General features: G+C 63.4%; 21 protein-coding genes. 7 read left to right on the forward strand and 14 right to left on the reverse strand.

Annotated features, from left to right (window positions below; genetic code table 11):
- Window positions 1-62 precede the first annotated feature (62 nt).
- On the forward strand, window positions 63-857 hold the full coding sequence (locus ACSKB8_RS40210; protein WP_438110078.1) for an enoyl-CoA hydratase/isomerase family protein: 795 nt from the start codon (window positions 63-65) through the stop codon (window positions 855-857).
- Between the two features lie 16 nt (window positions 858-873).
- Here the strand turns inward: ACSKB8_RS40210 and ACSKB8_RS40215 are convergent, their stop codons facing one another.
- The 4 genes from ACSKB8_RS40215 to ACSKB8_RS40230 form a co-directional block, all read right to left on the reverse strand.
- Window positions 874-2214 carry a TRAP transporter large permease gene (locus ACSKB8_RS40215; RefSeq protein ID WP_438110079.1) on the reverse strand — a complete coding sequence of 447 codons (1341 nt, stop codon included), beginning with the start codon at window positions 2212-2214 and terminating at the stop codon, window positions 874-876.
- The gene (locus ACSKB8_RS40220) at window positions 2211-2789 is read right to left on the reverse strand and encodes a TRAP transporter small permease (RefSeq protein WP_438110081.1); all 579 of its coding nucleotides are present in this window, start codon (window positions 2787-2789) and stop codon (window positions 2211-2213) included. The genes ACSKB8_RS40215 and ACSKB8_RS40220 overlap by 4 nt, the downstream gene beginning before the upstream one ends.
- Before the next feature lie 210 nt (window positions 2790-2999).
- Complete coding sequence (locus tag ACSKB8_RS40225; RefSeq protein ID WP_438110083.1) at window positions 3000-4007, reverse strand: TRAP transporter substrate-binding protein; 1008 nt, start codon at window positions 4005-4007, stop codon at window positions 3000-3002.
- Window positions 4008-4068: 61 nt separating this feature from the next.
- A complete protein-coding gene (locus ACSKB8_RS40230; RefSeq protein ID WP_438110085.1) occupies window positions 4069-5787 on the reverse strand; it encodes an IlvD/Edd family dehydratase in 1719 nt (572 codons plus the stop codon).
- A 176-nt stretch (window positions 5788-5963) separates the two neighbouring features.
- Here ACSKB8_RS40230 and ACSKB8_RS40235 point away from each other — a divergent pair, with 176 nt between their 5' ends.
- The 3 genes from ACSKB8_RS40235 to ACSKB8_RS40245 all read left to right on the forward strand — a co-directional run bounded on the left by ACSKB8_RS40235 (window position 5964) and on the right by ACSKB8_RS40245 (window position 8618).
- Entirely contained in the window at window positions 5964-6650 is a 687-nt protein-coding gene (locus ACSKB8_RS40235) for a GntR family transcriptional regulator (RefSeq protein WP_438110087.1), read from the forward strand.
- 184 nt (window positions 6651-6834) lie between these two features.
- A complete protein-coding gene (locus ACSKB8_RS40240; protein WP_091891678.1) occupies window positions 6835-8007 on the forward strand; it encodes a TAXI family TRAP transporter solute-binding subunit in 1173 nt (390 codons plus the stop codon).
- Window positions 8008-8042: 35 nt separating this feature from the next.
- Window positions 8043-8618 carry a hypothetical protein gene (locus ACSKB8_RS40245; protein ID WP_438110089.1) on the forward strand — a complete coding sequence of 192 codons (576 nt, stop codon included), beginning with the start codon at window positions 8043-8045 and terminating at the stop codon, window positions 8616-8618.
- Window positions 8619-8808: 190 nt separating this feature from the next.
- On the opposite strand, the gene ACSKB8_RS40250 is transcribed toward ACSKB8_RS40245, so the two are convergent.
- The 3 genes from ACSKB8_RS40250 to ACSKB8_RS40260 are packed head-to-tail and all read right to left on the reverse strand — an operon-like array spanning window position 8809 to window position 11300.
- A complete protein-coding gene (locus tag ACSKB8_RS40250; RefSeq protein WP_091891737.1) occupies window positions 8809-9351 on the reverse strand; it encodes a 4-hydroxylaminobenzoate lyase in 543 nt (180 codons plus the stop codon).
- 24 nt (window positions 9352-9375) lie between these two features.
- Window positions 9376-10104, reverse strand: coding sequence for a nitroreductase (locus ACSKB8_RS40255; protein ID WP_438110091.1), 729 nt, complete (start codon window positions 10102-10104; stop codon window positions 9376-9378).
- Window positions 10080-11300, reverse strand: coding sequence for an ABC transporter substrate-binding protein (locus ACSKB8_RS40260; protein WP_438110093.1), 1221 nt, complete (start codon window positions 11298-11300; stop codon window positions 10080-10082). The genes ACSKB8_RS40255 and ACSKB8_RS40260 overlap by 25 nt, the downstream gene beginning before the upstream one ends.
- A gap of 240 nt (window positions 11301-11540) precedes the next feature.
- Between ACSKB8_RS40260 and ACSKB8_RS40265 the strand changes: the two genes are divergently transcribed.
- Window positions 11541-12488, forward strand: coding sequence for a LysR family transcriptional regulator (locus tag ACSKB8_RS40265; RefSeq protein WP_438110858.1), 948 nt, complete (start codon window positions 11541-11543; stop codon window positions 12486-12488).
- Between the two features lie 43 nt (window positions 12489-12531).
- On the opposite strand, the gene ACSKB8_RS40270 is transcribed toward ACSKB8_RS40265, so the two are convergent.
- Window positions 12532-13356 carry an NAD-dependent epimerase/dehydratase family protein gene (locus ACSKB8_RS40270; protein ID WP_438110095.1) on the reverse strand — a complete coding sequence of 275 codons (825 nt, stop codon included), beginning with the start codon at window positions 13354-13356 and terminating at the stop codon, window positions 12532-12534.
- A gap of 90 nt (window positions 13357-13446) precedes the next feature.
- Here ACSKB8_RS40270 and ACSKB8_RS40275 point away from each other — a divergent pair, with 90 nt between their 5' ends.
- Window positions 13447-14427 (forward strand): SMP-30/gluconolactonase/LRE family protein, encoded by a 981-nt coding sequence (locus ACSKB8_RS40275; protein ID WP_438110096.1) that lies wholly within the window; start codon window positions 13447-13449, stop codon window positions 14425-14427.
- A 159-nt stretch (window positions 14428-14586) separates the two neighbouring features.
- On the opposite strand, the gene ACSKB8_RS40280 is transcribed toward ACSKB8_RS40275, so the two are convergent.
- Window positions 14587-16017 (reverse strand): aldehyde dehydrogenase family protein, encoded by a 1431-nt coding sequence (locus ACSKB8_RS40280; protein WP_438110098.1) that lies wholly within the window; start codon window positions 16015-16017, stop codon window positions 14587-14589.
- A 189-nt stretch (window positions 16018-16206) separates the two neighbouring features.
- Window positions 16207-18570, reverse strand: a complete 2364-nt coding sequence (locus ACSKB8_RS40285; RefSeq protein WP_438110100.1) for a transketolase — start codon at window positions 18568-18570, stop codon at window positions 16207-16209.
- Between the two features lie 135 nt (window positions 18571-18705).
- Here ACSKB8_RS40285 and ACSKB8_RS40290 point away from each other — a divergent pair, with 135 nt between their 5' ends.
- Complete coding sequence (locus ACSKB8_RS40290; RefSeq protein WP_438110101.1) at window positions 18706-19167, forward strand: Lrp/AsnC family transcriptional regulator; 462 nt, start codon at window positions 18706-18708, stop codon at window positions 19165-19167.
- A 240-nt stretch (window positions 19168-19407) separates the two neighbouring features.
- Here ACSKB8_RS40290 and ACSKB8_RS40295 read toward each other — a convergent pair whose 3' ends face one another.
- From ACSKB8_RS40295 to ACSKB8_RS40310, 4 genes are all read right to left on the reverse strand, one after another.
- A complete protein-coding gene (locus tag ACSKB8_RS40295) occupies window positions 19408-20487 on the reverse strand; it encodes a zinc-binding dehydrogenase (RefSeq protein WP_438110103.1) in 1080 nt (359 codons plus the stop codon).
- Window positions 20488-20546: 59 nt separating this feature from the next.
- Window positions 20547-21488, reverse strand: a complete 942-nt coding sequence (locus tag ACSKB8_RS40300) for a DMT family transporter (protein ID WP_438110860.1) — start codon at window positions 21486-21488, stop codon at window positions 20547-20549.
- A gap of 188 nt (window positions 21489-21676) precedes the next feature.
- Entirely contained in the window at window positions 21677-22516 is an 840-nt protein-coding gene (locus ACSKB8_RS40305; RefSeq protein ID WP_438110105.1) for an aldo/keto reductase, read from the reverse strand.
- 178 nt (window positions 22517-22694) lie between these two features.
- On the reverse strand, window positions 22695-23591 hold the full coding sequence (locus ACSKB8_RS40310; RefSeq protein WP_438110862.1) for an SMP-30/gluconolactonase/LRE family protein: 897 nt from the start codon (window positions 23589-23591) through the stop codon (window positions 22695-22697).
- Between the last annotated feature and the right edge of the window lie 29 nt (window positions 23592-23620).

Here is a 23620-nt window from a genome sequence, read left to right on the forward strand (position 1 = left end):
TTGTCACCCCTCGCCTTCTGCGATTTAGTTGCAGCAACGAACCTCTTGCCGGGGATTTCAAGATGCCAGCTCCCGTCTCCCAGCCCGATGATCCTGCCCTGCTGCGGATCGATGGCCCGATCGCGACCATCACACTCAACCGCCCCGCCGCGTTCAATTCCATCAACCTCGCCATCGCGCAGAGGCTCGAACAGCTCGCGTCCCAAATCGAAGACGACGCCAGCATCCGCGTCGTCGTCCTCGAAGGTGAAGGCCGTGCCTTCAGCGCCGGCGGCGATTTGCAGACGATCGGTGCTGCCGCCGAAGCGGGCACGGTGACACCCGTGGTCGGCGAACTGCTCAAGCATTATCATGCCTTCATCGAGATCCTCCGCCGTATGCCAAAGATCTCGCTGTCGAGCGTCCACGGTTCGGCCGCCGGCGCCGGCATGGGCCTCGCTTTCGTCACCGATCTCTGCATCGCCGCAGACGACGCCAAGTTCACGCCGGCCTATGCCAAGATCGGGGTGTCGCCGGACGGCGGCTCGACGGTCGGCATCGTCGGCACGGTCGGCTCCCGCCGCGCGCTGCAAATCTTCCTGGCCGAGGATAATTTTACCGCGCAGCAGGCCCACGACTGGGGTCTGGTCGCCAAGATCGTTCCTGCCGCGGAGCTGAAGGCGGCGACGCGGCAACTCGCCGAGCGGCTGGCGCAGAACCCGCCGGCGGCGATCGCCGGCACAAAGTCCCTGGTCTACCAGGCCGCGACCACGCCGGTGAAGCAGCAGTTAGATGCCGAGGAGCACAAGATCATCATGGCGATGAACACGGAGGCGTTCCGCACCGCCGTGAAGAAGTTCACCAGCAAGAGCAAGTAGCGCTCACTCAAGAGGCCTACTGCGGACAGATATAGCCCGTGCCGCCGGGCGATTTGAAGCAGCCGACCGACTCGGGGAGCACGTGCCGCGGCAGCCACAGCACCACGCTCGGGAAATAGATCGCAAACGCGATGGTCGCCAGGAACACCAGATAGATCGGCAACGCCGCCCGCAAGGCCTTGGCAAAACTGATGCCGACGAATTTCGACGCCATCAGCAGCACCAGCCCATAAGGCGGCGTGATCAGGCCGAAGGCGAGCGTCGCGATCAGCACCACACCCATATGCACGGCGTTGATCTCGCCGGCCTCCGTCAGCGCATTGACCAGCGGCATGAAGATGATGATGGTCGGCACCGGCTCGATGAAGTCCCCGACGATGGTGAAGAGCAGCACCATCAACAGCATGATTAAATGCGGATCGTTCCCGGCGATCGAGGTGATCCACTCGGCGATGTAGGTCGCCCCGCGCAAATAGGCCAGCATCCAGCCGAAGGCGTTGGCAGCGCCGATCGTGATCAGCGGCAGCGAGAAGATCAGGCCGGCCAGGCAGAAATCGTAGGGGATTTTCCTGAAGTGCCCGCGGTTGAGCGCGGGGATCACGACCAGGACGATCCAGACCACGGCGACGACGCCGGCTTCCGTCGGCGTGAACCAGCCGGTCAGGATGCCGCCGAGCAGGATCACGGGGATCATCAGCGGCAAGGCGGCATCGCCGGCGGCGAACACCACCTGTCGCAGCGGCGCACGCGGCTTGCGCAGGCCGGAGGGGCCGAAGAAGTAGCAGTAGATCATCAGGCCAAAGCCAATCGTCAGGCCCGGCACCACGCCCGCCATGAACAGGCCGGCGATCGAGACGTTGCCAACCGCGCCATAGACCACCGCGGTGATGCTCGGCGGCACTAAGGCGGCGATAGTCGAGGCAGAGGCAATGATGGCGGCGATGAAGGCGGGCTCATAGCCCTCGCGTTTCATCGGCCCACCCAGCGCGCGGCTCATCACGGCGACGTCGGCCGTGGTCGAGCCCGACATCTCCGAGAAGAACATGCTGAAGACCACCACGACTTGCGACAGCCCACCCCTGATATGCCCGACCAGCGACACCGAAAGATTGGCTATTCGCACCACCACATTGGCCGAGCTCATGAGCTCGCCGACCAGCAGGAAGAACGGGATCGCCAGCAGCGCCTCGGAATCGACGCCGTCAAAGATCTTCTGGATGATCGCGGCGAGCGACACGTCCGACAGGAGCGCGCCGATGAAGACGCCGGCCATCAGCGAGAACGGCACCGGCACGCCGAGATAGCCGAAGGACAGAAAGCAGACCGTCATCAAGGCCAGGACGATGGGTGCGCTCACGGCTGCGCCCTCATCTGTGCGGCAGCGGCGATCGGCTCCGCATCCTCATCCGGCGGCTCGGGGTGATCGAAGCCGTTGCGCAGGCCATTGACGAGCTGCTCGATGGTAAACAGGCCGATCAGCACGCCCGACAGTGGAATGATCGCATAGAGCGAGGCGATCGGCGTGCCCGACGGCAGACGAAAGCTGCCGAAGCCGCGCAGATAATTCTGGTAGCCGTACCAGATCAGGCAGAAGGCGACGCCGAGCACGACGAGGCGGATGATCACCTCGACGATGAGCCGCGAGGTGCCGTGCATCGCCTCGGAGATCGCAGTGAGATAGAGGTGGTCGTTGCGCCGGGTCGCAGCCGCCGTGCCGATGAAGATCGCGTAGATGAACAGCGTCGACGTCACCTCCTGCAGCCACAGCCAGGGATGTCCGATGGTGCGGGTGATGATGTCGGCGGTCACCGACAGCGAGAAGCCGAAGCACAGCAGGCCGCAGAGGATCATCAGCGCAAGCTCGAGCCAGTCGAGCCCGCGCCATTTCAGGTGGCGTTGGCGTTGAACGAGCAGTTTGTCGGCGATAGCCATTCAATGTCCCCCGTCGTTCCGACGTGGTCCGGAATGATTTAGTTGAGTCGGTGGCTGTGGGTTGTCTGAACCTCTCCCGCTTGCGGGAGAGGTCGGCGCGGAGCGCCGGGTGAGGGCTCTCGCCTCATTGGGAGTCTCTCCGAGGAGACACCCTCTCCCCTACCCTCTCCCGCAAGCGGGAGAGGGAGCGCACCGTCTTCCGGCACCACATCAATTAATCGACCGGATCAAATCCTTGATCTTCTCGGCATGCGGGCCGAGCTCCTTGGCGAGCTTGTCGAGATAGGGATCGGCGACCGCCGTAAAGCTCTTCTTGTCGACGTCCTGGACGAGCTTGACGCCCATCTTCTTCAGCTTCTCAGCCGCGGTTCGCTCAAGCTCGAACGCTTTCGCCGGCTCCTTGGTGCTGATCTCGTTGGCCGCCGTCTGCACCCACCCCTTCTGCTCGGCCGACAGGCTCTGCCAGAGCTTGTCGGAGACGAACACCAGCGCGTTGTTGGCCTCGTGCTCGGTGATGTTGAGGACGGGCGCGACCTCGTAATGCTTGTTGACGAGGTAGACGTTGATGCTGTTCTCGGCGGCGTCGACCACGCCGGTTTGCAAGCTCGTGTAGACGCTGCCGAACGGCATGTGCACGGTCTGGGCGCCATAGGCGGGGAACATGGTGTCCTCGGTCGCGGTGGCCTGCACCCGGACCTTCAGGTTCTTGACGTCGCCGACGTTGTGGATCTCTTTCTTGGAGTACATATGGCGCACACCCTGCGATCCCGTCGCGATGACGTGCAGGCCCTGCGTGGTCTCGTCGATCATGGCCCTGAGCGCTTCGAACACGCGGGGATCGGCCAGCCCCTTGATCACGTGCTTCTCGTCGCGGAATAAATAATGCAGCGACATCACGCCGGCCTGCGGCGAGATCGTCGCGGTGTTGGCCGAGGAGATGATCGAGAATTCGACGTCTCCGGCCTTCACGAGCTGGAGCACCTGCGGCTCCTGCCCGAGCTGGGCGCCCGGATATTGATCGATGATCATGGTGCCTTTGCTCGATTCCTTGAGCTTCTCGGCAAAGAGGTCGCCCGCGATGGAATAGCCGGTGTTGCGGGGCTGGTCATAGGCGAAGCGATAATGCTTCACCTCCTGTGCCCCGGCCCCCGTGACGAACAGCACGGCGGCCATGGCCGCCAACCCATGTAAGAATCTTGGCATGGATCGCGCAATCATCGTTTCCCCCCTGTTTTATCGCCCGCCGCTTGTGCGGTCTGAGCGCTCGTTCGAGTCTTGATCAGCCCTTCTCGGTCTTCTTCCCAGTCCTTTGCATGAAATCGAAGTCGCAGCCCTCGTCGGCCTGCATGATGGTCTCGTTGAACAGCCAGGCGTAGCCGCGCCTTGCCTCTTCCGGCGCTGCGGCCGGCTTCAACGCGGCGCGGCGCCGCTCCAGCTCGGCCGCATCGACCAGCAGCTCGATGCTGCGCTTGGCCACATCGAGGCGGATCATGTCGCCGTTCTGCACCAGCGCCAGCGGCCCGCCGACGGCGGATTCGGGTGTGATGTGCAGCACGATGGTGCCGAACGCGGTGCCGCTCATGCGCGCATCCGAAATGCGCACCATGTCCTTGGTGCCGCCGCGCGCCAGCTTCTTCGGGATCGGCAGATAGCCCGCCTCGGGCATGCCCGGCGCACCCTTGGGGCCGGCATTGCGCAGCACCAGCACGTCGTCGGAGTTCACGTCGAGATCGGGATCGTCGACGCGCAGGGTCATGTCCTCGACGGATTCGAACACCACCGCGCGCCCGGTATGCTGCAGCAGTTTTGGACTGGCGGCCGACTGCTTGATCACTGCACCGCGCGGCGCGAGATTGCCGTGCAGGACGGCAAGGCCGCCCTCTTTCTTGATCGGATTGTCGCGCGGACGGATCGCGTCCTGGCCGGGCACATCCTCCGCATTCGCCGCGATATCGCGCAGCGTCTGGCCGGTGATTGTCCTGGCGTCGAGATCGACGAGATCGCCAAGCTGGGCCAGCAATTTCGGCACGCCACCGGCGTGATGGAAATGCTCCATGTAATGTTCGCCGGACGGCTTGAGATCGACCAGCACCGGCACCTCGCGGCCGATCTGGTCGAACACTTCGAGATCGAGCCGGTGCGGCGAGCGATGCGCCATCGCGGTCAGATGGATCAGGCCGTTGGTCGAGCCGCCGATCGCCTGAAGCACGACCTGCGCGTTCCTGAAGGACGCCGGCGTCAGCAACTCGCTCGGCTTCGGCCCCTTGGTCTTCGCCATCTCGGCGGCCACCTTGCCGCTCGCCTCCGCCAGACGGAAACGCTCGGCATGCGGCGCCGGAATCGTCGCGCTCATCGGCAACGACAAGCCCATCGCCTCGATCATGCAGGCCATGGTCGAGGCCGTGCCCATCACCATGCAGGTGCCGACCGACGGCGCGAGGCGCCCGTTCACCGCCTCGATCTCGGCATCGTCCATGTCGCCGGCGCGATATTTTGCCCACAGCCGGCGGCAGTCGGTGCAGGCGCCCAGCACTTCACCCCTGTGATGGCCGACCACCATGGGGCCGACCGGAATGACCACCGTCGGCAAATCGGCGCTGATCGCCGCCATCACCTGCGCTGGCAGCGTCTTGTCGCAGCCGCCGATCACGATGACCGCATCCATCGGCTGGGCGCGGATCATCTCCTCGGTGTCCATCGCCATCAGATTGCGCAAGTACATCGAGGTCGGATGCGCAAAGCTCTCGGCAATCGAGATGGTGGGGAATACGAATGGCATCGCGCCCGACAGCATCACGCCGCGCTTGGCGGCTTCGATGATCTGCGGGACGTTGCCGTGGCAGGGATTGTAGTCGCTATAGGTGTTGGTGATGCCGACGATCGGGCGCTCCAGCGCGTCGTCGGAATAGCCCATGGCCTTGATGAACGCCTTGCGCAGGAACAGCGAGAAGCCGGCATCGCCATAGCTCGTCAGACCCTTGCGCAAACCACTCGTCATCGTGCCGCTCCATTCACCTTGCCATTGTGGTACAGGCTGCCCCTCGATTGTCAATAAGATTGGCCAATACTGTCGCACTTTCTGGCTTTTCGCATCGCTTGCGGCACAAATTATTGACAATCCAGGCTTCCCCTGCTCCACAGGGCGAACCGGCCAACCGCCGGGAGGCCGAGGGCATGTCCGACATTCGCACTGCAGACAGCATGCCGGTCCGGCGCGACGATCCGGACGACGTCGTCGCGCGCCTGGAGGAGGACATCATCTTCGGCCGCCTCGCACCGGGCGCGCGCCTCACCGAGGACGCGCTGATGTCGCGCTACGGCACCTCCAGGCACTTCGTGCGCCAGGCGCTGGTGGATGCCGAGCGGCGCGGCATCGTCCGCCGCGAGAAGAACGTCGGCGCCACCGTAAGGTTCTACTCGGCGGAGGAAGTCCGGCAGATCTACGAGGTGCGGGAGATGCTGACGCGGCAGGCCGCGCTGATGATCCCCCTGCCCGCACCGAAATCCCTGATCGACGAACTCTCCGCGCTGCAACGGCAATATTGCGCGAAGGCGGATGTGCAGGATCTGCGCGGCATTCACGAAGCCAACGACGCCTTCCACCTTGCGCTGTTCTCGGCCTGCGGCAATCCGTATCTGGTGCGCTCACTCCAGGACTACATGAACCTGACGCTACCGATGCGCGCAAAGAATCTCGCCGACCGCGACGGCCTCGCTCAATCGCGCCGCCAGCACGAGCTGATGATCGAGCTGCTCAAGGGCCGCGACAGCTGGGCGTTGGCGCAGCTGTGTGTCGACCACATGCAGTTCAGCAAGTCGGATTATCTCAAGCGCATCGCTGAGGATAAGGCCGGGCTCTAGGTGAGGGCTTCCCGCCACGAAACGAGCCTTATTCGCTCCCCGGAACGTCGCAAGCCCCGGCGCGTTGGAAGGCTCGAGCGAGCTTCATTCGCCCGTCATGCTTTGGACGTGGCCGGGTGACGATCGATCAGCATGTTGGCCCAAGGGAGGGCCGGCTATTTGAACAATGAGGGTCTGCGGAGCGATGCGGGCCGGTTTGTTCATCGCTTTGATTGCAGCGGCCTGGCTCGGCGGACAGGTCCAGGAGTCCCTCGCACAAAAGCGGCTGCCCGCGTCTCCGAGCGAAACCGGGAAAGCTCTGCGAAAAGAAAGCACCCCGCGGAAGGAAACGGGACGATCTGCGGACCCGTATACGGTGGGATTCGTAACCGGTACACCGCAATGCACTGAATTCGCGATCGCTCAGGACATTGCAACCACGCTCGCCGGCGGCCAAGAGACCGGCCCTCGTGGCGAGGTCGCCTTGCGGGTCCTGCCCATCGTGGGAAACGGCGGTATCCGCAACGTCCTTGATGTGCTCACCCTCGCAGGCGCCGACGTGGCGATCGCGCCCGTCGTCCTGGTCGACCGGCTCCGGGAGACAAGGACCTTCGGAGATATCTCTGACAAGCTGACCTACATTGCCCCGCTCCATATCGAAGAGTTCCATCTTCTCGCGCGGCTGGAGATCAGAAGTCTGTCGGAGCTGTCGGGAAAGAGGGTCAATCTCGGGGACGACGGCAGTGCCGGCGCCATACTCGGCCGCGAAGTGTTGAACCGTCTGGGCGTCAAGGTCAGCGAGTCGAACTTGGGACCGGAGGCCGCGCTGGATGGTCTGAGGAAGGGAGATCTCTCCGCCGCTCTGTTGGTCTCAGGAAAACCGGTCAACTTCCTGACGCAGGTCTCGCAGCTCGATGATATTCACCTCCTGCCCATCCCCTACTCCAAAGAGCTACTGCAACAAGACTATCTACCATCGACGCTTCGCCATCAGGACTACCCGAACATCATCGCGGCCGAAGCAAGTGTCGACACGATCGCGATCAAATCCGCTCTCTTCGCCTACAACTGGCCAAGCGGCAACGAGCGATTTCGGTTGCTGGAATTCTTCGTCCAGACATTGTTCGCGCGCTTTCCCGAATTTCTCGGCGACGCACATCACCCAAAATGGCGCGAGGTGAACCTGGCCGCGCTGCTCCCGGGATGGCAACGATTCCGACCGGCAGAGCGCTGGCTCCAGCAGCAATCCGGGGGCGAGGCCGCGCTTCGCAAGGCGTTCGGCCGGTTCCTCGAGGGAAAGCCAACCGCCAATCCGCCAGACCGCGAAGAATTGTTCCGGGACTTCCTGCGCTGGCGAGAACGCAATCCGGATAAGTGAGCAAAATTTGGCAGGCAAATCCGGGGGAGGTGTCGATGCGCAACGCGCTTATGAAGGCAGCCCTGGTTGCGTTGCTCGCCTTGATCGCCGACGTAAGGCGTCCTGCCGCCCAATTTGCTCCCTTCTTTCCGCCAGCGCCGCAGACGCTCGCGCCAGCCACCGCGCCGCCGGCCGCCAAGGTCGATCAAACCAGGACAGCCCCTCACCGAGGCAGCAAGGCGCACAGGAAGCACGAAGAGAAGCCCGAAGTCGTTCGTCGGCCGCCAAATCAGCGGAAGGTCGCCGAAAAAAACGGATATAAGCGGGTCAGCGATCTCGTGAACTTCCCGAAATTCTTTCCGGGCCTCGGCATCATCTTCGTCAAGCCCGACACTTTGCCGCTGGGGCCGTTCCTGTGCTTCGATCGCAGGGATCGCTTGGTGGCGACCGTGTACATGGTCCCGAACAAGGACATCGACGATCACAAGTCATTGGAGGGGGCTGGGTCCGCGGCACCAGTTGACCACGTCAGCCTCTACTTCAACGCGGGTCATCCCGGCGTGGATGTACCGCATTACCATGTGGTGCTCTGGCATGTGACCAAGAAACAGGAAGCGCGCGTTGCAAAATGACGTGCGACAGCTCGTGCGATCAAAGGGGCCCGCTTGTTCGAACACGTCACGGACGATCTGCGCGCGGCGCTCGCGGAGATGCGGTGATCGACGACAATTGCCCGGCTTGAGCCGCAAGCCGGGCGCTTGCCCGGCCGCAGCAATTGTCAGGAATTGACGAGAGCGCACCCGAGCGCTTCGCGTCGCGCAATCATCCGGCCGGCGCCTTGAAATCGTATGAGATGCGCCCAGCCGGCAGATAGAACAGTGCAATGACCGCGCCGCCCCTGACTTCAGGATAGTGCCTGCTGCCTGGATCAGGCGCCGTCCAGCCGGCTCCCTGCCACCCCTGTAATCCCTTCAACTCCGCGCCCTTGTTCAAGGGCACCACAAGGTTGAGCTCGCCGTAGGGATGGCCGTGATATTGTCCCCGCAACACGTCGTGATCGTCCTCGTCCTTGAAGCGGCGCGGATCGGCGCTGTTCATGTACACAGCAGTGATGCTGAACTGGAACGTGTCAGCCGTCGGCTCCAGGATGCGGCTGCGCCGGTAGTTTGGGCCGTCCACCTCCTGGTTTGCGGCCCATCCTTCCTCGACCCCAACCTTGATCAGGCGAGCGAGATCCTGATAGAGCGCGCTCTCTTCCCCATATGTCTCGTTGAGCCAACGCTCCATCTCAGCTCCTGGGGTCATGTCCTTGACCTCCCGAAGAAACGGAATGCTGCACTGGATCAGTTCTTCTCGGCTTTGCATCGTGATCTCCTCTTCGACCAACCTTCAATCTTCGAAACCAAGGAACGTCGCGAACTCATCGATGTCCGCCCGAGGCATCAATCTGTCCTGCCCCTGAAGCTTGGCCTTGCCGACCGAGATGCCGCACACCACCATCTGCTCCGCCGGAATCGACAGCAGCGGGCGCAACACCCGGTGGTATTTTGCGAACGTTTCTTGCGGGCACGATTGAAGCCCGTGTCCTGCCGCCGCGAGCATTATGTTCTGCACGAACATGCCGAGGTCGAGCCAGCTACCGACTTCCAGGCGACGGTCGATGGTCACGATCAATCCCACGGGCGCGCCGAAGAATGTGTAGTTCTTCGCGGTCTGTCTGCTCCTCCCCTCGGAATCGGCTTGATGAATGCCGAGCGAGCCATAGAACAGCCGGCCGAACTCCTGCCGCCGTTTGAGATACAGACCGGGTAAATCACTGGCGTAGTATTTGTACTCTGAGACGTGTTCGTCACGAGAGGTCTCGTGCGCCTCCAGCAGCGCCGCCGACACCTTGCCCTTGACCTCGCCCGTCAGCACGTAGACATGCCAGGGCTGGATGTTCGCACCGCTGGGCGCGAATCGCGCGACACGGAGGATCTGCTCGATCGTTGGTCGGGCGACGGGAGCGTTGCAGAACTCGCGGCATGCAAACCGGCCGGTCAGGATCGCGTCGATGGGGCTCTGCGCAACGACACGCGCCTCATCTCCGGCCATCACGGCTTCTTCAGGAGCGGGCATCCTCCGTCCTCCATCGGCCTGAAGGCCTCTTCTCCGGGAATGGTCGCGAGCAGCTCATAGTAGTCGAACTTATGTTTCGATTCCTGCGGTGACTTGACCCGGAAGAGATACATGTCCCGGATCAATCTGCCGTCTTGGCGGATCCGGCCATTCTTCGTCATGAAATCATTCACCGGCATCTCGCGCATCTTGGCGGCAACGGCAGGTCCATCGAGCGTGCCCGCCGCTTCGGCCGCCTTGAGATAGTGCATCACCGCGCCGTAAGTGCCGGCATGGATCATGGTCGGGACCTTCTGGGTCTTCTCGATGAAGCGCTTCGCCCATGCACGCGTGTCGTCGTTCATATCCCAGTAGAATGCCGAGCTGAGCATCAAGCCTTGAGCACTCTGCAATCCCAGACTGTGAATGTCCGCGATGAAAACGATCAGACCGGCAAGCTTTTGCCCGCGCGTGATCCCGAACTCGCCGGCCTGCTTGACCGCATTGATGAAATCACCGCCAGCATCGGCCAGTGCGATCACATCCGCCTTCGAAGATTGCGCCTGCAGCAGGAAGGAGGAGAAATCCGGCGTGTTGATCGGGTGCTTGACCGCGCCCACGACCTTGCCACCGGTCGCGCCGATGACCCGGCGGCTATCGGCCTCGAGCTGTGCGCCGAGCGAATAATCAGCGGAGAGGAAGAACCAAGTCTTTGCGCCAAGGCGGGCGATCGCTTTGGTTGTGCCCTGCGACAAAGCAAAGGTATCGTAGGTCCAGTGAATGCCGGTCAGCGAGCATTCGTCGCCGGTGAGACGCGAAGTGGCGGCGCCAGTGGCGAGAAACAGCTTCTTCTTGTCACGGGCAATGCCTTGTACAGCCAACGCGACGGCCGAATTGGGGACATCGAGAATCACCTCGACACCCTCGTTCTCGATCCAGCGCCGTACAATCACCGATCCTACGTCAGCCTTGTTCTGGTGGTCGCCGGCAATGATCTGGACGGGACGCCCCAAAACCCTGCCCTTGAAATCGTCAACGGCCATTTGCGCCGCGACCACTGACCCTTGCCCGCCATTGTCGGCATAAAGCGAGGACATGTCGGTCAGCACCCCGAGCTTGATCGGTGCCTCGTCGGCAATCGCGGCGGTCGTGAGCATCAGCGAAATCAACGTCGCAACAACCGCCTTACCGGTACCTGTCGTCGCGGTCGATCGCATCGCTCACCTCCTCCGAACACAGCGATTGAATAATGCCGGGATCGGTCTCTTGCGGAAGTGAAACTCTTGCAGATTGATCCTGAACCGCCTTCAGTTTGCCCGGGACTCAAGGCTTGGTTCGATCGTTTGCACCGGTTGCATCTACGGCGCCCCTGACCTTAACTGGTCGCCGTCGCGGCGCGCCGTCAGCCATCAACTGGATCCTCATCGTGTCGGTTTCATTCAAGACATTGGACCTGAATCTGCTCAAAGTGTTCGACGCCGTCATGGAGGAAAGGAGCGTATTGCGCGCCAGCCAGAAAGTTCGCACTCAGCCAGTCCGCCGTAAGCCACTCGCTCGCCCGGCTTCGAGAGATGCTGGAAGACGAACTGTTCGTGCGCACGGCCGCGGGCATGCAACCGACGGCGCGGGCCTTGACGATGGCCCCCCAAATTCGCGAGGCGCTACGCGTGCTCGAGGCAGCTGTGGAACTGCCGACCTTCGTTCCTGCGACGTCAACCAAGCAGTTTACGCTGGCTGCCAATGACTTCGCCACGATGGTGCTGGCGTCGCCTCTCTTGAAGATACTCGGGCGCGAGGCGCCCCACATTGACCTGACGATCAAGCCGGTCACGCGGATCGACCTTGCCGAGCAGATCGACCTCGGTCGCATCGACGTTGCGATCGGCGTCTTCTCGCTCCCGCCGAGCCGTTTCCGCACGTCGCTGCTATTCGAATATGACGACGTGCTGATTGTCGGCAAAAAGCGCAAGCTTGGCCGGCTGGACAAGGCGATGCTTGCACGGCTGCCGCTGGTGGTGGTCTCCTTCGGTGGAGAGCAGGAGGGCGCGATCGGCGGCTTCATCTCCGAACGCGGCCTGGCGCGGCGCTCGGAAATGTACGACCGCGATGCGCTCGAGCGGGCACTCGCCGAGAGCGACCAGCCGCCGCGAATGGCGGTGTCATTGCCGCATTTTCTTGCCGTCCCAGCGCTGCTTCGGGATTCCGAACTGGCAGCCATCGTCCCGCGCCCGCTCGCGCAAGCACTGGAGCAGAACTATCCGATCGCGATCTACGAGCTTCCCTACACAGCGACTCCGCTGGAGGTCCGGCTGCTATGGCACGAGCGTGTCGACGGCGAGCCCTCGCACGAATGGCTCCATGACGTCCTTAGACGCGCTGCCGAGAACCTCAGACGCGGAGGCTAGGACGGCGAGCTTACGGAAGTACTGAACAAGATTATCAACATCCCTACCGCTTATTCCAGTCGATGATGCGGCTCGCATCACCGTCGAACTCGCTGCTGCAGAAGGCGCCGCCCTGGTAGTGGTCGCCGATCGGATCGGGCATGAGCTTGGCCTGCTCGGCCATGGCGTGCGCCACATGATCCTCGGAGCGGCCGGTGGGGCGGTAGCCGAGCTCGTAGGCACGGTGGTTGTCCCACCAGGCGCGGTCGTTCAGGGACACGCCGTAGAAGATCTCGAAATGGATGTCGGGATGCTCGAGCCCGATCTGGCAGAGCTGCACGAGGTCGTCGGGCTTGAGCCAGATCGCGAGCCGGCGCTGGTCGAGCGGCATGTCGCCGAAATTGCCGATGCGCAGGCAAGTCACCTTCAGCCCATGCTTGTCGGCGTAGAGCGCGCCGACGGCCTCGCCGAACACCTTGCTGACGCCATAGCGGCCGTCGGGGCGCGGGGTGACGTCGGTGCCGATCTTGTGGTGGCGCGGATAGAAGCCGACGGCGTGGTTCGACGAGGCGAACACCACGCGCTTGACGCCCTTGCGGTACGCGGCCTCGAACAGATTGTAGCAGCCGATGATGTTGGCCTGAAGGATGTCGTCCCAGGGGCCTTCGACCGAATAGCCGCCGAAATGGATGATGCCGTCGACGCCCTCGCAGATCGCCTCGACCTGCGCCATGTCGGACAGGTCCGCCGCTTTGAACTGCTCGTCAGGGCCGAGATCAGCCGGCTTGCGGATGTCGCTCAGCAGCAGGTCCGGATAGATCGGAGGCAGCAGTTTCCGCAGGCGCGTTCCAATTCCGCCCGAAGCTCCCGTCATCAAGATGCGCGGCATGTCTTTCCTCATAAGTAGCGACCGATTTGCGGCCGTAGATATCTGATGCTAGCAGACTTGCACAGAGGGAACGCAACAACGAGACTGCACATGAACGATGCATCGTCCCACACCCAAGAACGGCCGCAAGGCTGGCGGCCGGCGACCTGTTACCCCGATCCGGCGATACGTGCACTCGATCCCCGCTTCGAAAAATACTGGCTGAAACTGTCGGCGGTGGAGCGGCTGACGACCGGCCTGCGCTGGGCCGAGGGGCCGGTGTGGTTCGGCGACGGGCGCTATCTGCTGTGCAGCGACATCCCGAACCAGCGCATCATCAAGTGGGAGGAGGAAACCGGCGCCGTCAGCGTGTTCCGCAAGCCGTCGAATTTCGCCAACGGCAACACCAGGGATCGCCATGGCCGGCTCGTCACCTGCGAGCATGGCGGCCGGCGCGTGGTGCGCACCGAATATGACGGCAGCATCACCGTGCTGATGGATCAATTCAACGGCAAGAGGTTGAACTCACCGAACGATGTCGTTGTTAAATCGGACGGCTCGATCTGGTTCACCGATCCGACCTTCGGCCTGCTCGGCAATTACGAGGGCTACAAGGCCGAGCCCGAGATCGAGCCGAACGTCTACCGGCTCGATCCCGCGACCGGCAAGGCGACGATCGTCGCAGAAGGCGTGTTAGGGCCGAACGGGCTGTGCTTCTCGCCGGACGAGAAGATTCTGTACGTCGTGGAATCGCGTGGGCAACCGAACCGAAAGATCCTCGCCTATGATGTCTCGCCTGATGGCACCACGATCTCGGGCAAGCGCGTACACATCGATGCAGGTCCCGGCACGCCGGACGGCATGCGCTGCGACATCGATGGCAATCTCTGGTGCGGCTGGGGCATGGGCGATCCCGAGCTTGACGGCGTCGTGGTGTTCGCGCCCGACGGCGTCATGATCGGCCGCATCGCGCTGCCCGAGCGCTGCGCCAATCTCTGCTTCGGCGGCGTCAAGCGCAACCGCCTGTTCATGGCGGCGAGCCAGTCGATCTACGCGCTGTATGTGAATACGCAAGGCGCGGTTGGGGGATGAGGTCTCTCCACCGTCATTGCGAGGAGCACTTGCGACGAAGCAATCCAGACTATCTCCGCGGAACGATGCTGGATTGCTTCGCTTCGCTCGCAATGACGAAAACAAAAAACGCCGGAGCGGTTTCCCGCTCCGGCGTCGTGTTCATTCAGACGATAAAGCTTACGCCGCGTTGAAGCCGGCGACGGCCTTCACTTCGAGGAAGTCCTCGAGGCCGTACTTGCCCCACTCACGGCCGTTGCCGGACTGCTTGTAGCCGCCGAACGGCGCGGTGCGGTCGTTGGGCGCGCCCTGGAGGTTGACGTTGCCGGCGCGGATCTGGCGGGCAACGCGCTTGGCGCTTTCCACCGTGTCGGCCGAAACGTAGCCGGCAAGACCATACGGCGTGTCGTTGGCGATCTTCACCGCGTCGGCCTCGTCCTTGGCGCCGATGATGGTCAGCACCGGTCCGAAGATTTCCTCACGGGCGATCGTCATGTCAGGGGTGACGTCGGCGAAGATGGTCGGGCGGACATAGAAGCCCTTGTTGACGCCTTCGGGCAGGCCCGGGCCGCCGGCGACGAGCGTTGCGCCCTCGTCGATGCCCTTCTTGATCAGCGCCTGGATCTTGTCCCACTGGCCGCGGTTGACGACCGGGCCGATGGTGGTGCCTTCGCCGCGGGGATCACCGGCCTTGGTCTTGTCGGCGACGGCCTTCGCGATCGCGGCGACTTCCTTCATCTTCGAGGCCGGCACGATCATGCGCGAGGGCGCGTTGCAGGACTGGCCGGAGTTGTTGAACATGTGCATCACGCCCCCGGTCACCGCCTTCGTGAGGTCGGCGCCTTCCAGGATGACGTTCGGCGACTTGCCGCCGAGCTCCTGGCTGACGCGCTTCACGGTCGGCGCCGCGCGCTTCGCCACGTCGATGCCGGCACGGGTCGAGCCGGTGAAGGAGATCATGTCGATATCGGGGTGCTCGCTCATGGCCGCGCCGACCTCGGGGCCGAGGCCGTTGACGAGGTTGAACACGCCCTTCGGCACGCCGGCGTCATGGAGGATTTCCGCGAAGATCAGCGCCGAGGTCGGCGTGAACTCCGACGGCTTCAGGATCATGGTGCAGCCGGCGGCGAGCGCGGGCGCGACCTTGCAGGCGATCTGGTTGAGCGGCCAGTTCCAGGGCGTGATCATGCCGACCACCCCGATCGGCTCGCGCAGCACCATGGCGGTGCCAACCGGCTCCTCGAAATGATAGCTCTTGAGCACGTCGAGCGTGGTCATGAGATGGCCGAGGCCGGCGCCGGCCTGGAGCTTCTCCGCCATCGGCAGCGGCGCGCCCATCTCATCGGAGACGGCAGCGCCGATCTCCTTGAGCCGGCCCTTGTAGATCTCGATGATCTTGGAGAACAGCGCGACGCGCTCTTCGCGGCTGGTCTGGGAGAACGTCGCAAAGGCGCGCTTGGCAGCGGCCACGGCCTTGTCCACGTCGGCCTTGGAGCCCAGCGCAACCTCGTACATCGCCTCTTCCGTCGCCGGATTGACCACGGCGGTGGACTTCTTGACGGCGGGATCGACCCAGGCGCCGTCGATGTAGAATTGCATGCGATTGACCATCGTTAACCTCTTCTTGGGGGCTTGGAGGGGGCGTTTCGGCAGGCATCCTTGCACGAAAGCGCCAGCAATTGAACCCGCCATATGCGGGGCCAGCGTTGCGGCGGACGGAGATTATATGAGCCGGCGGCGGGAGCGAGGCAAGGTCTCAACTGCGGTCGTCCTGGCGAAGGCCAGGACGACGACGGAGACTTACACCGCCATCTTCCGATGCAGCACCGGCGCACCGGTGGTGAGGCTTTCGGCCGCATCGATGATGGCGTTGGCATCCAGGCCGTAGTAACGGTGGAGGTCCGCTATCGTGCCGGTCTGGCCGAACTGCTCGACGCCGAGCGCCTCGACGCGGTGGCCACGGACGCTGCCGAGCCAGCCGAGCGCGGAGGGATGGCCGTCGATCACGGTCACGATGCCGCAGTCGCGCGGCAACGGCGCCAGCAGTTTTTCGATGGGGCTGAGGTGCTGCAGGCCGCGGCGGTCGCGGCGCAATTTTCGCGCGGCAGTCCAGCCTGCGTGGAGGCGGTCGGCCGAGGTGATCGCGAGCAGGCCGACGTCGCGGCGGCTCTCGCCGATGAAGCCGGTCGCCTCGATCGCCTCCGGCGCGACCGCGCCGGTATAGGCGATCACGACTTCGGCATTCGGCCCCGGCTTGCGCAGCCAATAGGCGCCGTCGGTGATGCCCTGCCTCAGCTCCGGCGTCATGATGCGCTGCGCCTGCTCAATGCTGCGCGTGGAAAGCCTTAAGTAAACCGAGCCGCCCTCGCCGGCTTCGCGCTGCATGTGCTCGAAACCGAAAGCCATGATCACGGCGAGCTCGTCGACGAAGGCCGGCTCGAACGAGGCCAGGCCATCCTGCGCCATGCCGATCAACGGCGTTGCGATCGACTGGTGCGCGCCGCCTTCGGGCGCGAGCGTGATGCCCGATGGCGTCGCCGCCACCATGAAGCGCGCGTCCTGGTAGCAGGCATAGTTCAGCGCATCGAGCCCGCGCTCGATGAAGGGATCGTAGAGCGTGCCGACCGGCAGCAGCCGCTCGCCGTTGATCTGGTGCGACAGGCCGAGCGCCGAGAGCATGATGAACAGGTTCATCTCGGCGATGCCGAGCTCGAGATGCTGCCCCTTGGGGGAAGCATCCCAATTGTAGGTCGAGGGAATTTTCTCGCTGCGGAATAAGTCCGCCTTCTCGGCGCGCGCGAACAGGCCGCGGCGATTGACCCAGGGGCCGAGATTGGTCGAGACGGTGACATCAGGCGAGGTCGTGACGATGCGCCTCGCGAGCTCGCTGTCGCTGCGTGCGATCTCGTTCAGCACGAGACCAAAACCCTGCTGGGTCGACATCTGCGGCGACGGCTTGAACGCGAGCTGCTGCGGCACCTCGACGACAGGCGCGCTCAACCGGCGGCCGTCCTGGTTGAACGGCACGCGCGCGAGGAAAGCCTCGAGCTCGGCCGCATCCTGCACGAGGCCCTCGAACTTGTCCCATTCGTGCCCGGGACGGATGTTCTGGCTGTCGCGATATTTCTCCATCTGCGCGACGGTCATCAGGCCGGCGTGGTTGTCCTTGTGGCCCTGGAACGGCAGGCCGACGCCTTTGATGGTGTAGGCGATGAAGCAGACCGGGCGATCGTGGTCGATGGACTCGAACGCCTCCAGCATGCTCGCCATGTCGTGGCCGCCGAGATTCGACATCAGCGCCAGCAGCTCGTCGTCGTTGCGCTTGTCGATCAGTTTGGTGATCGGGCCCTGATCGCCGATCTCGTCATGCAGATGCTTGCGAAACGCCGCACCGCCCTGGAAGCACAGCGCGGCGTAGAGCGCGTTCGGACAATTGTCGATCCAGCGCTTCAGCGCCTCGCCGCCGGGCTCGGCAAAGGCCTCGCGCATCAGCCGGCCGTATTTCACGATCACCACGTCCCAGCCGAAATTGCGGAACATGGTCTCGAACTTTTCCCAGAGCCCTTCGCGCACGACGGCGTCGAGCGACTGGCGGTTGTAGTCGACTACCCACCAGGTGTTGCGCAGGCCGTGCTTCCAGCCTTCTGCAAGGGCTTCGAAGATGTTGCCCTCGTCCATCTCGGCGTCGCCGACGAGTGCAATCATCCGCCCCTCGCGGCGATCCTTCATCCAGCCATGCGCCTTGACGTAGTCCTGCACGAGCGAAGAGAACAGCGTCTGCGCGACGCCGAGGCCGACCGAGCCGGTGGAGAAATCGACGTCGTCGACGTCCTTGGTGCGCGAGGGATAGGACTGCGCGCCCTTGAAGCCGCGAAAATTCTCCAGCTTCTCGCGGGTCTGCCGGCCGAACAGATATTGGATGGCATGGAACACCGGGCTCGCATGCGGCTTCACCGCGACGCGATCCTCAGGGCGCAACACATGGAAGTACAGCGCCGACATGATCGTGGCGAGCGAGGCGGATGAGGCCTGATGGCCGCCGACCTTGAGCCCGTCCGCATTGGCGCGGATGTGGTTGGCGTGGTGGATGGTCCAGGACGACAGCCACAGCGCCTTGCGGCTAAGAGCGGTCAATGTGTCAAGACGAGCGGAATCAACGGGCATGGCAATGCTCCCGGGAAACAGACGCTGCGATGATACGCCTGCGGGCGGCGCCAAACTTCTCAATTTTTCGCGCCATACCTCCAGATATTGGGATATTTTACCAAGGTAGCCCGACTAAGGACAGGTTCCATTCCAATGCCCGAGCTCGACGCCATCGACCGCAAGATCCTCGCTTTGCTCCAGACCGACAGCCGCATGACCATGCAGGAACTCGCCGACAAGGTCGGGCTCTCGGTCTCGCCCTGCCATCGCCGCGTCAAGCTCCTGGAAGATCGTGGCGTCATCTCGCGCTACGTTGCGACCGTCGACCAGAAGGCGCTTGGCCTGCATGTCAGCGTCTTCATCTCGATCAAGCTGGCGCGGCAGAAGGAGGAGGACCTCAACCGCTTCGCCCGCGCGATCTCGAAATGGGACGAGGTGCTGGAATGCTATCTGATGACCGGCAACCGCGACTATCTGCTGCGCGTCGTGGCGGCCGACCTCGCCTCCTATGAGACGTTTCTCAAGACCAAGCTGACCCGGCTCGACGGCATCGCCTCGATCGAGTCCAGCTTCGCGCTGAGTCAGGTGAAGTATTCAATCGCGCTGCCGGTGTGATGGTTGTGGCCACCTCTCCCGCTCCTGTCCGCCGAAGCCTTGGCGGAGGCGGATGCGGGAGAGGCGTAGGCCGCCTCCGGCGGCCGTCATCTCAAAAGACGCCGAGGCAAAGCCTCGGCTATGGCGCAGCGCCGGGTGAGGGTTCTTTCCTCTAGGGGGTTGTCCCGATGCGGATGCACCCTCTCCCCAACCCTCCCCCGCAGGCGGGGGAGGGAGCGCACTGCCGTCGCGGCTAGATGGTCACCGCCACGGCTGCACGATGATCTTGGTGTGCGCCTCCGGATTGGCGAGATCGGCGAAGGCCTTTGCGACGCCGTCGATACCCACCTCCGCAGTCACCATCGCCGCGGCATCCACCCGCCCTTCCGCGATCAGGCGCAACGACGCTGCGAATTCGTCCGGCGTGTAGCCGAGCACATACTGGACATTGAGCTCCTTCATGATGCCCAGCATCGGCTCGCTTGTGTCGGTTTCCATGCAGACACCGACCACGACAATGCGCGCGTCACGCGGCGCGCCTTCGAACACCTGCTGCAACAGGCCAGGCACGCCGACACATTCGAAGATGATCGCAGGCTTCAACGCCGGCAGCATGGCCTGGAACGGCGGCCGCGCCGCTTTCTCCGCGCCCGACATCTGTGCGTGCGCGGCCCAGGCCGTATAAGGCTGCGACACCTTGGGGTCGACGACGATATCGGCGCCGAGCCTCGCCGCAAGCGCACGCCGCGCCGGCGAATAGTCGGCGGCGACAATCGGATGCAAGCCCTTGAGCTTCAGCGCTGCGATCACCGCGAGGCCGACCGGGCCGCAGCCGATCACGAGCGGCACCTCGTCACCACGGATATTGGCTTTTGCGACGGCGTGAACCCCGACCGCGAGCGGTTCAGTCAGCGCGGCATGTTCCGGCGCAAGACCGTTGGGCACCTCGAGCAGCAGCGCTTCGCTGAGCAGCATCGCCTCGGAATAACCGCCGATATTGTCATTGGAATAGCCGATGCCTTCGATTCCCGCAGGCGTCACCAGCGCCGGCAGCGAGCAGACGCGCGTGCCCGGCTTGAGCTTGCGCGCGGTGCCTGGACCGTAGTCGACGATCTCGCAGCAGAACTCATGACCGAACACGACGTCGCGGCTGAGGTCCATCGGCTTGCGCCCGGTCTTCCGCGCCATCTCCACCATGCGGTGGGCGTGCTGGCGCGCGTGCAGATCGGAACCGCAAATGCCGCAGGCGAGCGTCTTGACCAGAACCTGACCGGGACCCGGCGTCGGCTCCGCCATCCGGTCGACGACAATCTCACCGTTCCTGAAAATCGCAGCGCGCATCCGGCTCCTCCCCTGGTGTTGGAGCCGTTGATAGCACGACGCGGGACGCCGATCTTGCGTCAGGGGTTCGGGGAACGCTCTTCCAGCACCAGGAGCTGGGCGCGGCGCACCCGCTCGCGATGGGCGATGTAGAGGCCGCTCGCGACGATGAAGGCCGCGCCGATGATGGTCCAGAGATCAGGCACCTCACCAAAGATGAAGAAGCCCAAAATGCTGACCCAGAGCAGCTGGGTGTAGGAGAACGGCGCCAGCACCGAGGCATCGCCGTAGCGGTAGGCGAGCACGATGATCCACTGGCCGACGGTGGAGGCAACGCCGATCACAATGCCGAGCCCGATCGCGGTCCAGTTCGGCGTGACCCAGACGAACGGCACCATCACGGAAAGGATCGCAACGCCCGTCAGCGCGGAATAGGCCATGGTGGTGAGCACGGCCTCGCGACCGCTCATCATACGCGTCAGGATCAGCGCGGCAGCCCAGCAGAACGCCGAGATGATCGGGAAGAACGCGGCGGCATGAAACGCGCTGGAGCCGGGGCGCAGGATGATCATCACGCCGGTCAGACCGATCGCGGTGGCGATCCAGCGGCGCAGGCCGACCTTTTCGCTCAGGAAGATAATCGACAGCGCGGTGACGAACAGCGGCGAGACGAAGCCGGTGGCAGAGGCTTCCGCAATGGGGAGGAACCGCAGACCGGTGATGAAGAACAGCGAGGAGCCAAGCAGCGCGGCGCCGCGCATTAGCTGCAGGCCGATCCGCTCGGTGCGCATCGCATGCAGCGGTGAGCCCGGCAGCATCACCGGCGTGAACATCAGCGCGAAGGTGACGAAGCGGATCCAGGTGATCTCGATCGAAGGCAGACTGGTCGAGAGATATTTCGCGGTCACGTCGGAGGTGCCGAGAAACACCGTCGACAGCAGCACCAGCGCAATGCCCTTGAAGGGATGATCGACGCGCGCGGGCGCACGGCGAGCCGCCTGCTTCTTCTCCGGCACGGGCATGGGAATATTGTCGAGCCTTGCGGCTGCGGCGGGCGGCGGTGTCACGGCTGGAACCCGGAAATAATGCGAATCGAGAACGCTCGTAAAAAACGACAAATGCGCCGCGTTCACAACTTCCGAAAACAGGATGCCGATATGCGCTGACGTCCGCGCGCGTCAATATTCCATTAATAATGGGTGTTTTTGTACTACAACATGGGCAGGCTGCGCGGCTTCGGCCCGCGCGGAAACGCCGCATCGAGCGCCGCAATCTCCTCTTTCGTCAGCACGAGATCGCCGGCGGCCGCATTTTCGGCGGCATGTTCCGCGCATGAGGCTTTCGGAATCGCGAACACCGTAGTTGCACGGGTGAGGAAGCTCAGCACGACCTGACGCGGTGTCGCGCGACGCGTCTCCGCGATCTTCACCAGCACGGCGCCGCCCTTGCTGCGCACATCCGGAAAATCATCGTGACCGAACGGCGAATAGGCGACCACGGCGACACCATGCCGCTCACACCAGGGAATCACGGCATGCTCGATCGCGCGTTCCTTGAGATGATAGAGCACCTGATTGCATGCGATCCGTCCCTCGCCCGCAACGTCGAGAATGTCGTCGAGATCGTCGGCATCGAAGTTGGAGACGCCCCAGGACTTGATCTTGCCCGCTTTCACCAGCTCCTCGAACGCAGCGACGGTGTCCTCGAGCGGATAGGAGCCGCGCCAGTGCAACAGATAGCAGTCGAGCCGATCGGTCTTCAGCCGCTGCAGCGAACGCTCACACGCCGTGATCGTGCCGCGGCGCGAGGCGTTGCTCGGCAGCACTTTTGAAACTAGGAACACCTCATCGCGCCGGCCGGCAATCGCATCCGCAATGACGAGCTCGGCGTCACCGTACATCTCCGCGGTGTCGATGTGGGTCATGCCGAGATCGAGCCCACGCTGAAGCGCGGCAATGGCGCGCTTGCGGTCGCCGTGGTCGAGGTACCAGGTGCCCTGCCCGATGACGGAGACGTTGGCGCCGGTCTTGCCGAAAGGGTTTGTGTTCATGTTCTTTTCCGATCTCCGCTCTGTTCTCTCCCTCTCCCCGTTCTTACGGGGAGAGGGTTGGGGTGAGGGGCTGCCTCCGCCAATTCGCTAGCAGTTGGACTCGCGAGACTTCCCCTCACCCGCCGCGCTTCGCGCGTCGGCCTCTCCCCGCAAGCGGGGCGAGGCGAAGAGCCACGCGCTACAGACCGCTGATGTCAGCGACTAGTACGCTCCCGGTCGAGGACTCCGTGATATAGAGACGATCCTTCCTTTCGCCACCGATCGCGACATTCGTGCAATTCGGCCCCGCGCACGACTTGATCCGCGCAATCAATTCGCCGTTGGGCGCGAATACGAAGACGTGACCGAGCGAAGCGTGGCCGACGAACAGGCGACCTTTGGCATCCATGGTCAGGCCATCGGGGCCGCTGGTGCCGAACAGCGAGCAGAAGCGGCCGACCTTCGACACGCTGCCATCCTTCATGAACGGCAGCCGCCACACCGCATTATCGCGCGTCATTGCGACGAACAGGACGGTCTCGGTCGGATCGAGCACGAGGCCGTTCGGGCTGATGCCGGTGTTGATCAGGCAGTCGAGCCGGCCACTCGATGCCAGCCGATAGACCCGACCACTCGGATCGTGCAGGCCGGTCTGGCCCTGATCGGTGAAATAGATGTCACCGTTGGACGCGAGATGCAGATCGTTGCAGCCGCGAAACGATTTTGAATTGCGCGCGGTCAGGACCGGCGTGACGCGGCCGGCTTTGGCATCGAGCTCCATGATGCCATGCATGTAATCGGCAATCAGGATGCGGCCGTCGGATGCGATCTTCAGCCCGTTCGGCCAGCCCTCATATTCGGCGACCTGCGACCACGCGCCGTCAGGCGCAATACGGAAGATGCGGCCGAAGGGAATATCGACGATGTAGAGATTGCCTTCCTTGTCGAAGGATGGCCCCTCGATGAAGCTATCGGTCGGCACGCCCGGACGGTTGGCGTCGGCCCAATCCGTCCGCACGCCCTTGCGGCGGAACTTGTCAGGCATGGTGGAGAAGATTCTTGTTTCGATCAGGCGCGGCGGCGTTTCCAGGTACATCATTGTTGTTGTGTGTGTCGAGCTGGCGG

The organism is Bradyrhizobium sp. BR 1432, from assembly GCF_051547705.1.
Lineage (GTDB): Bacteria > Pseudomonadota > Alphaproteobacteria > Rhizobiales > Xanthobacteraceae > Bradyrhizobium > Bradyrhizobium zhanjiangense.

Coding starts and splice junctions, on each gene's coding strand:
- ACSKB8_RS40245 (WP_438110089.1), top strand. CDS start 8,043: ATGCGCAACGCGCTTATGAAGGCAGCCCTGGTTGCGTTGCTCGCCTTG.
- ACSKB8_RS40285 (WP_438110100.1), bottom strand. CDS start 18,570: ATGCCCGTTGATTCCGCTCGTCTTGACACATTGACCGCTCTTAGCCGC.
- ACSKB8_RS40290 (WP_438110101.1), top strand. CDS start 18,706: ATGCCCGAGCTCGACGCCATCGACCGCAAGATCCTCGCTTTGCTCCAG.
- ACSKB8_RS40295 (WP_438110103.1), bottom strand. CDS start 20,487: ATGCGCGCTGCGATTTTCAGGAACGGTGAGATTGTCGTCGACCGGATG.
- ACSKB8_RS40225 (WP_438110083.1), bottom strand. CDS start 4,007: ATGATTGCGCGATCCATGCCAAGATTCTTACATGGGTTGGCGGCCATG.
- ACSKB8_RS40255 (WP_438110091.1), bottom strand. CDS start 10,104: ATGCCCGCTCCTGAAGAAGCCGTGATGGCCGGAGATGAGGCGCGTGTC.
- ACSKB8_RS40270 (WP_438110095.1), bottom strand. CDS start 13,356: ATGCCGCGCATCTTGATGACGGGAGCTTCGGGCGGAATTGGAACGCGC.
- ACSKB8_RS40300 (WP_438110860.1), bottom strand. CDS start 21,488: ATGCCCGTGCCGGAGAAGAAGCAGGCGGCTCGCCGTGCGCCCGCGCGC.
- ACSKB8_RS40305 (WP_438110105.1), bottom strand. CDS start 22,516: ATGAACACAAACCCTTTCGGCAAGACCGGCGCCAACGTCTCCGTCATC.
- ACSKB8_RS40210 (WP_438110078.1), top strand. CDS start 63: ATGCCAGCTCCCGTCTCCCAGCCCGATGATCCTGCCCTGCTGCGGATC.
- ACSKB8_RS40240 (WP_091891678.1), top strand. CDS start 6,835: ATGCGGGCCGGTTTGTTCATCGCTTTGATTGCAGCGGCCTGGCTCGGC.
- ACSKB8_RS40235 (WP_438110087.1), top strand. CDS start 5,964: ATGTCCGACATTCGCACTGCAGACAGCATGCCGGTCCGGCGCGACGAT.
- ACSKB8_RS40220 (WP_438110081.1), bottom strand. CDS start 2,789: ATGGCTATCGCCGACAAACTGCTCGTTCAACGCCAACGCCACCTGAAA.
- ACSKB8_RS40310 (WP_438110862.1), bottom strand. CDS start 23,591: ATGTACCTGGAAACGCCGCCGCGCCTGATCGAAACAAGAATCTTCTCC.
- ACSKB8_RS40280 (WP_438110098.1), bottom strand. CDS start 16,017: ATGGTCAATCGCATGCAATTCTACATCGACGGCGCCTGGGTCGATCCC.
- ACSKB8_RS40275 (WP_438110096.1), top strand. CDS start 13,447: ATGAACGATGCATCGTCCCACACCCAAGAACGGCCGCAAGGCTGGCGG.
- ACSKB8_RS40230 (WP_438110085.1), bottom strand. CDS start 5,787: ATGACGAGTGGTTTGCGCAAGGGTCTGACGAGCTATGGCGATGCCGGC.
- ACSKB8_RS40260 (WP_438110093.1), bottom strand. CDS start 11,300: ATGCGATCGACCGCGACGACAGGTACCGGTAAGGCGGTTGTTGCGACG.
- ACSKB8_RS40250 (WP_091891737.1), bottom strand. CDS start 9,351: ATGCAAAGCCGAGAAGAACTGATCCAGTGCAGCATTCCGTTTCTTCGG.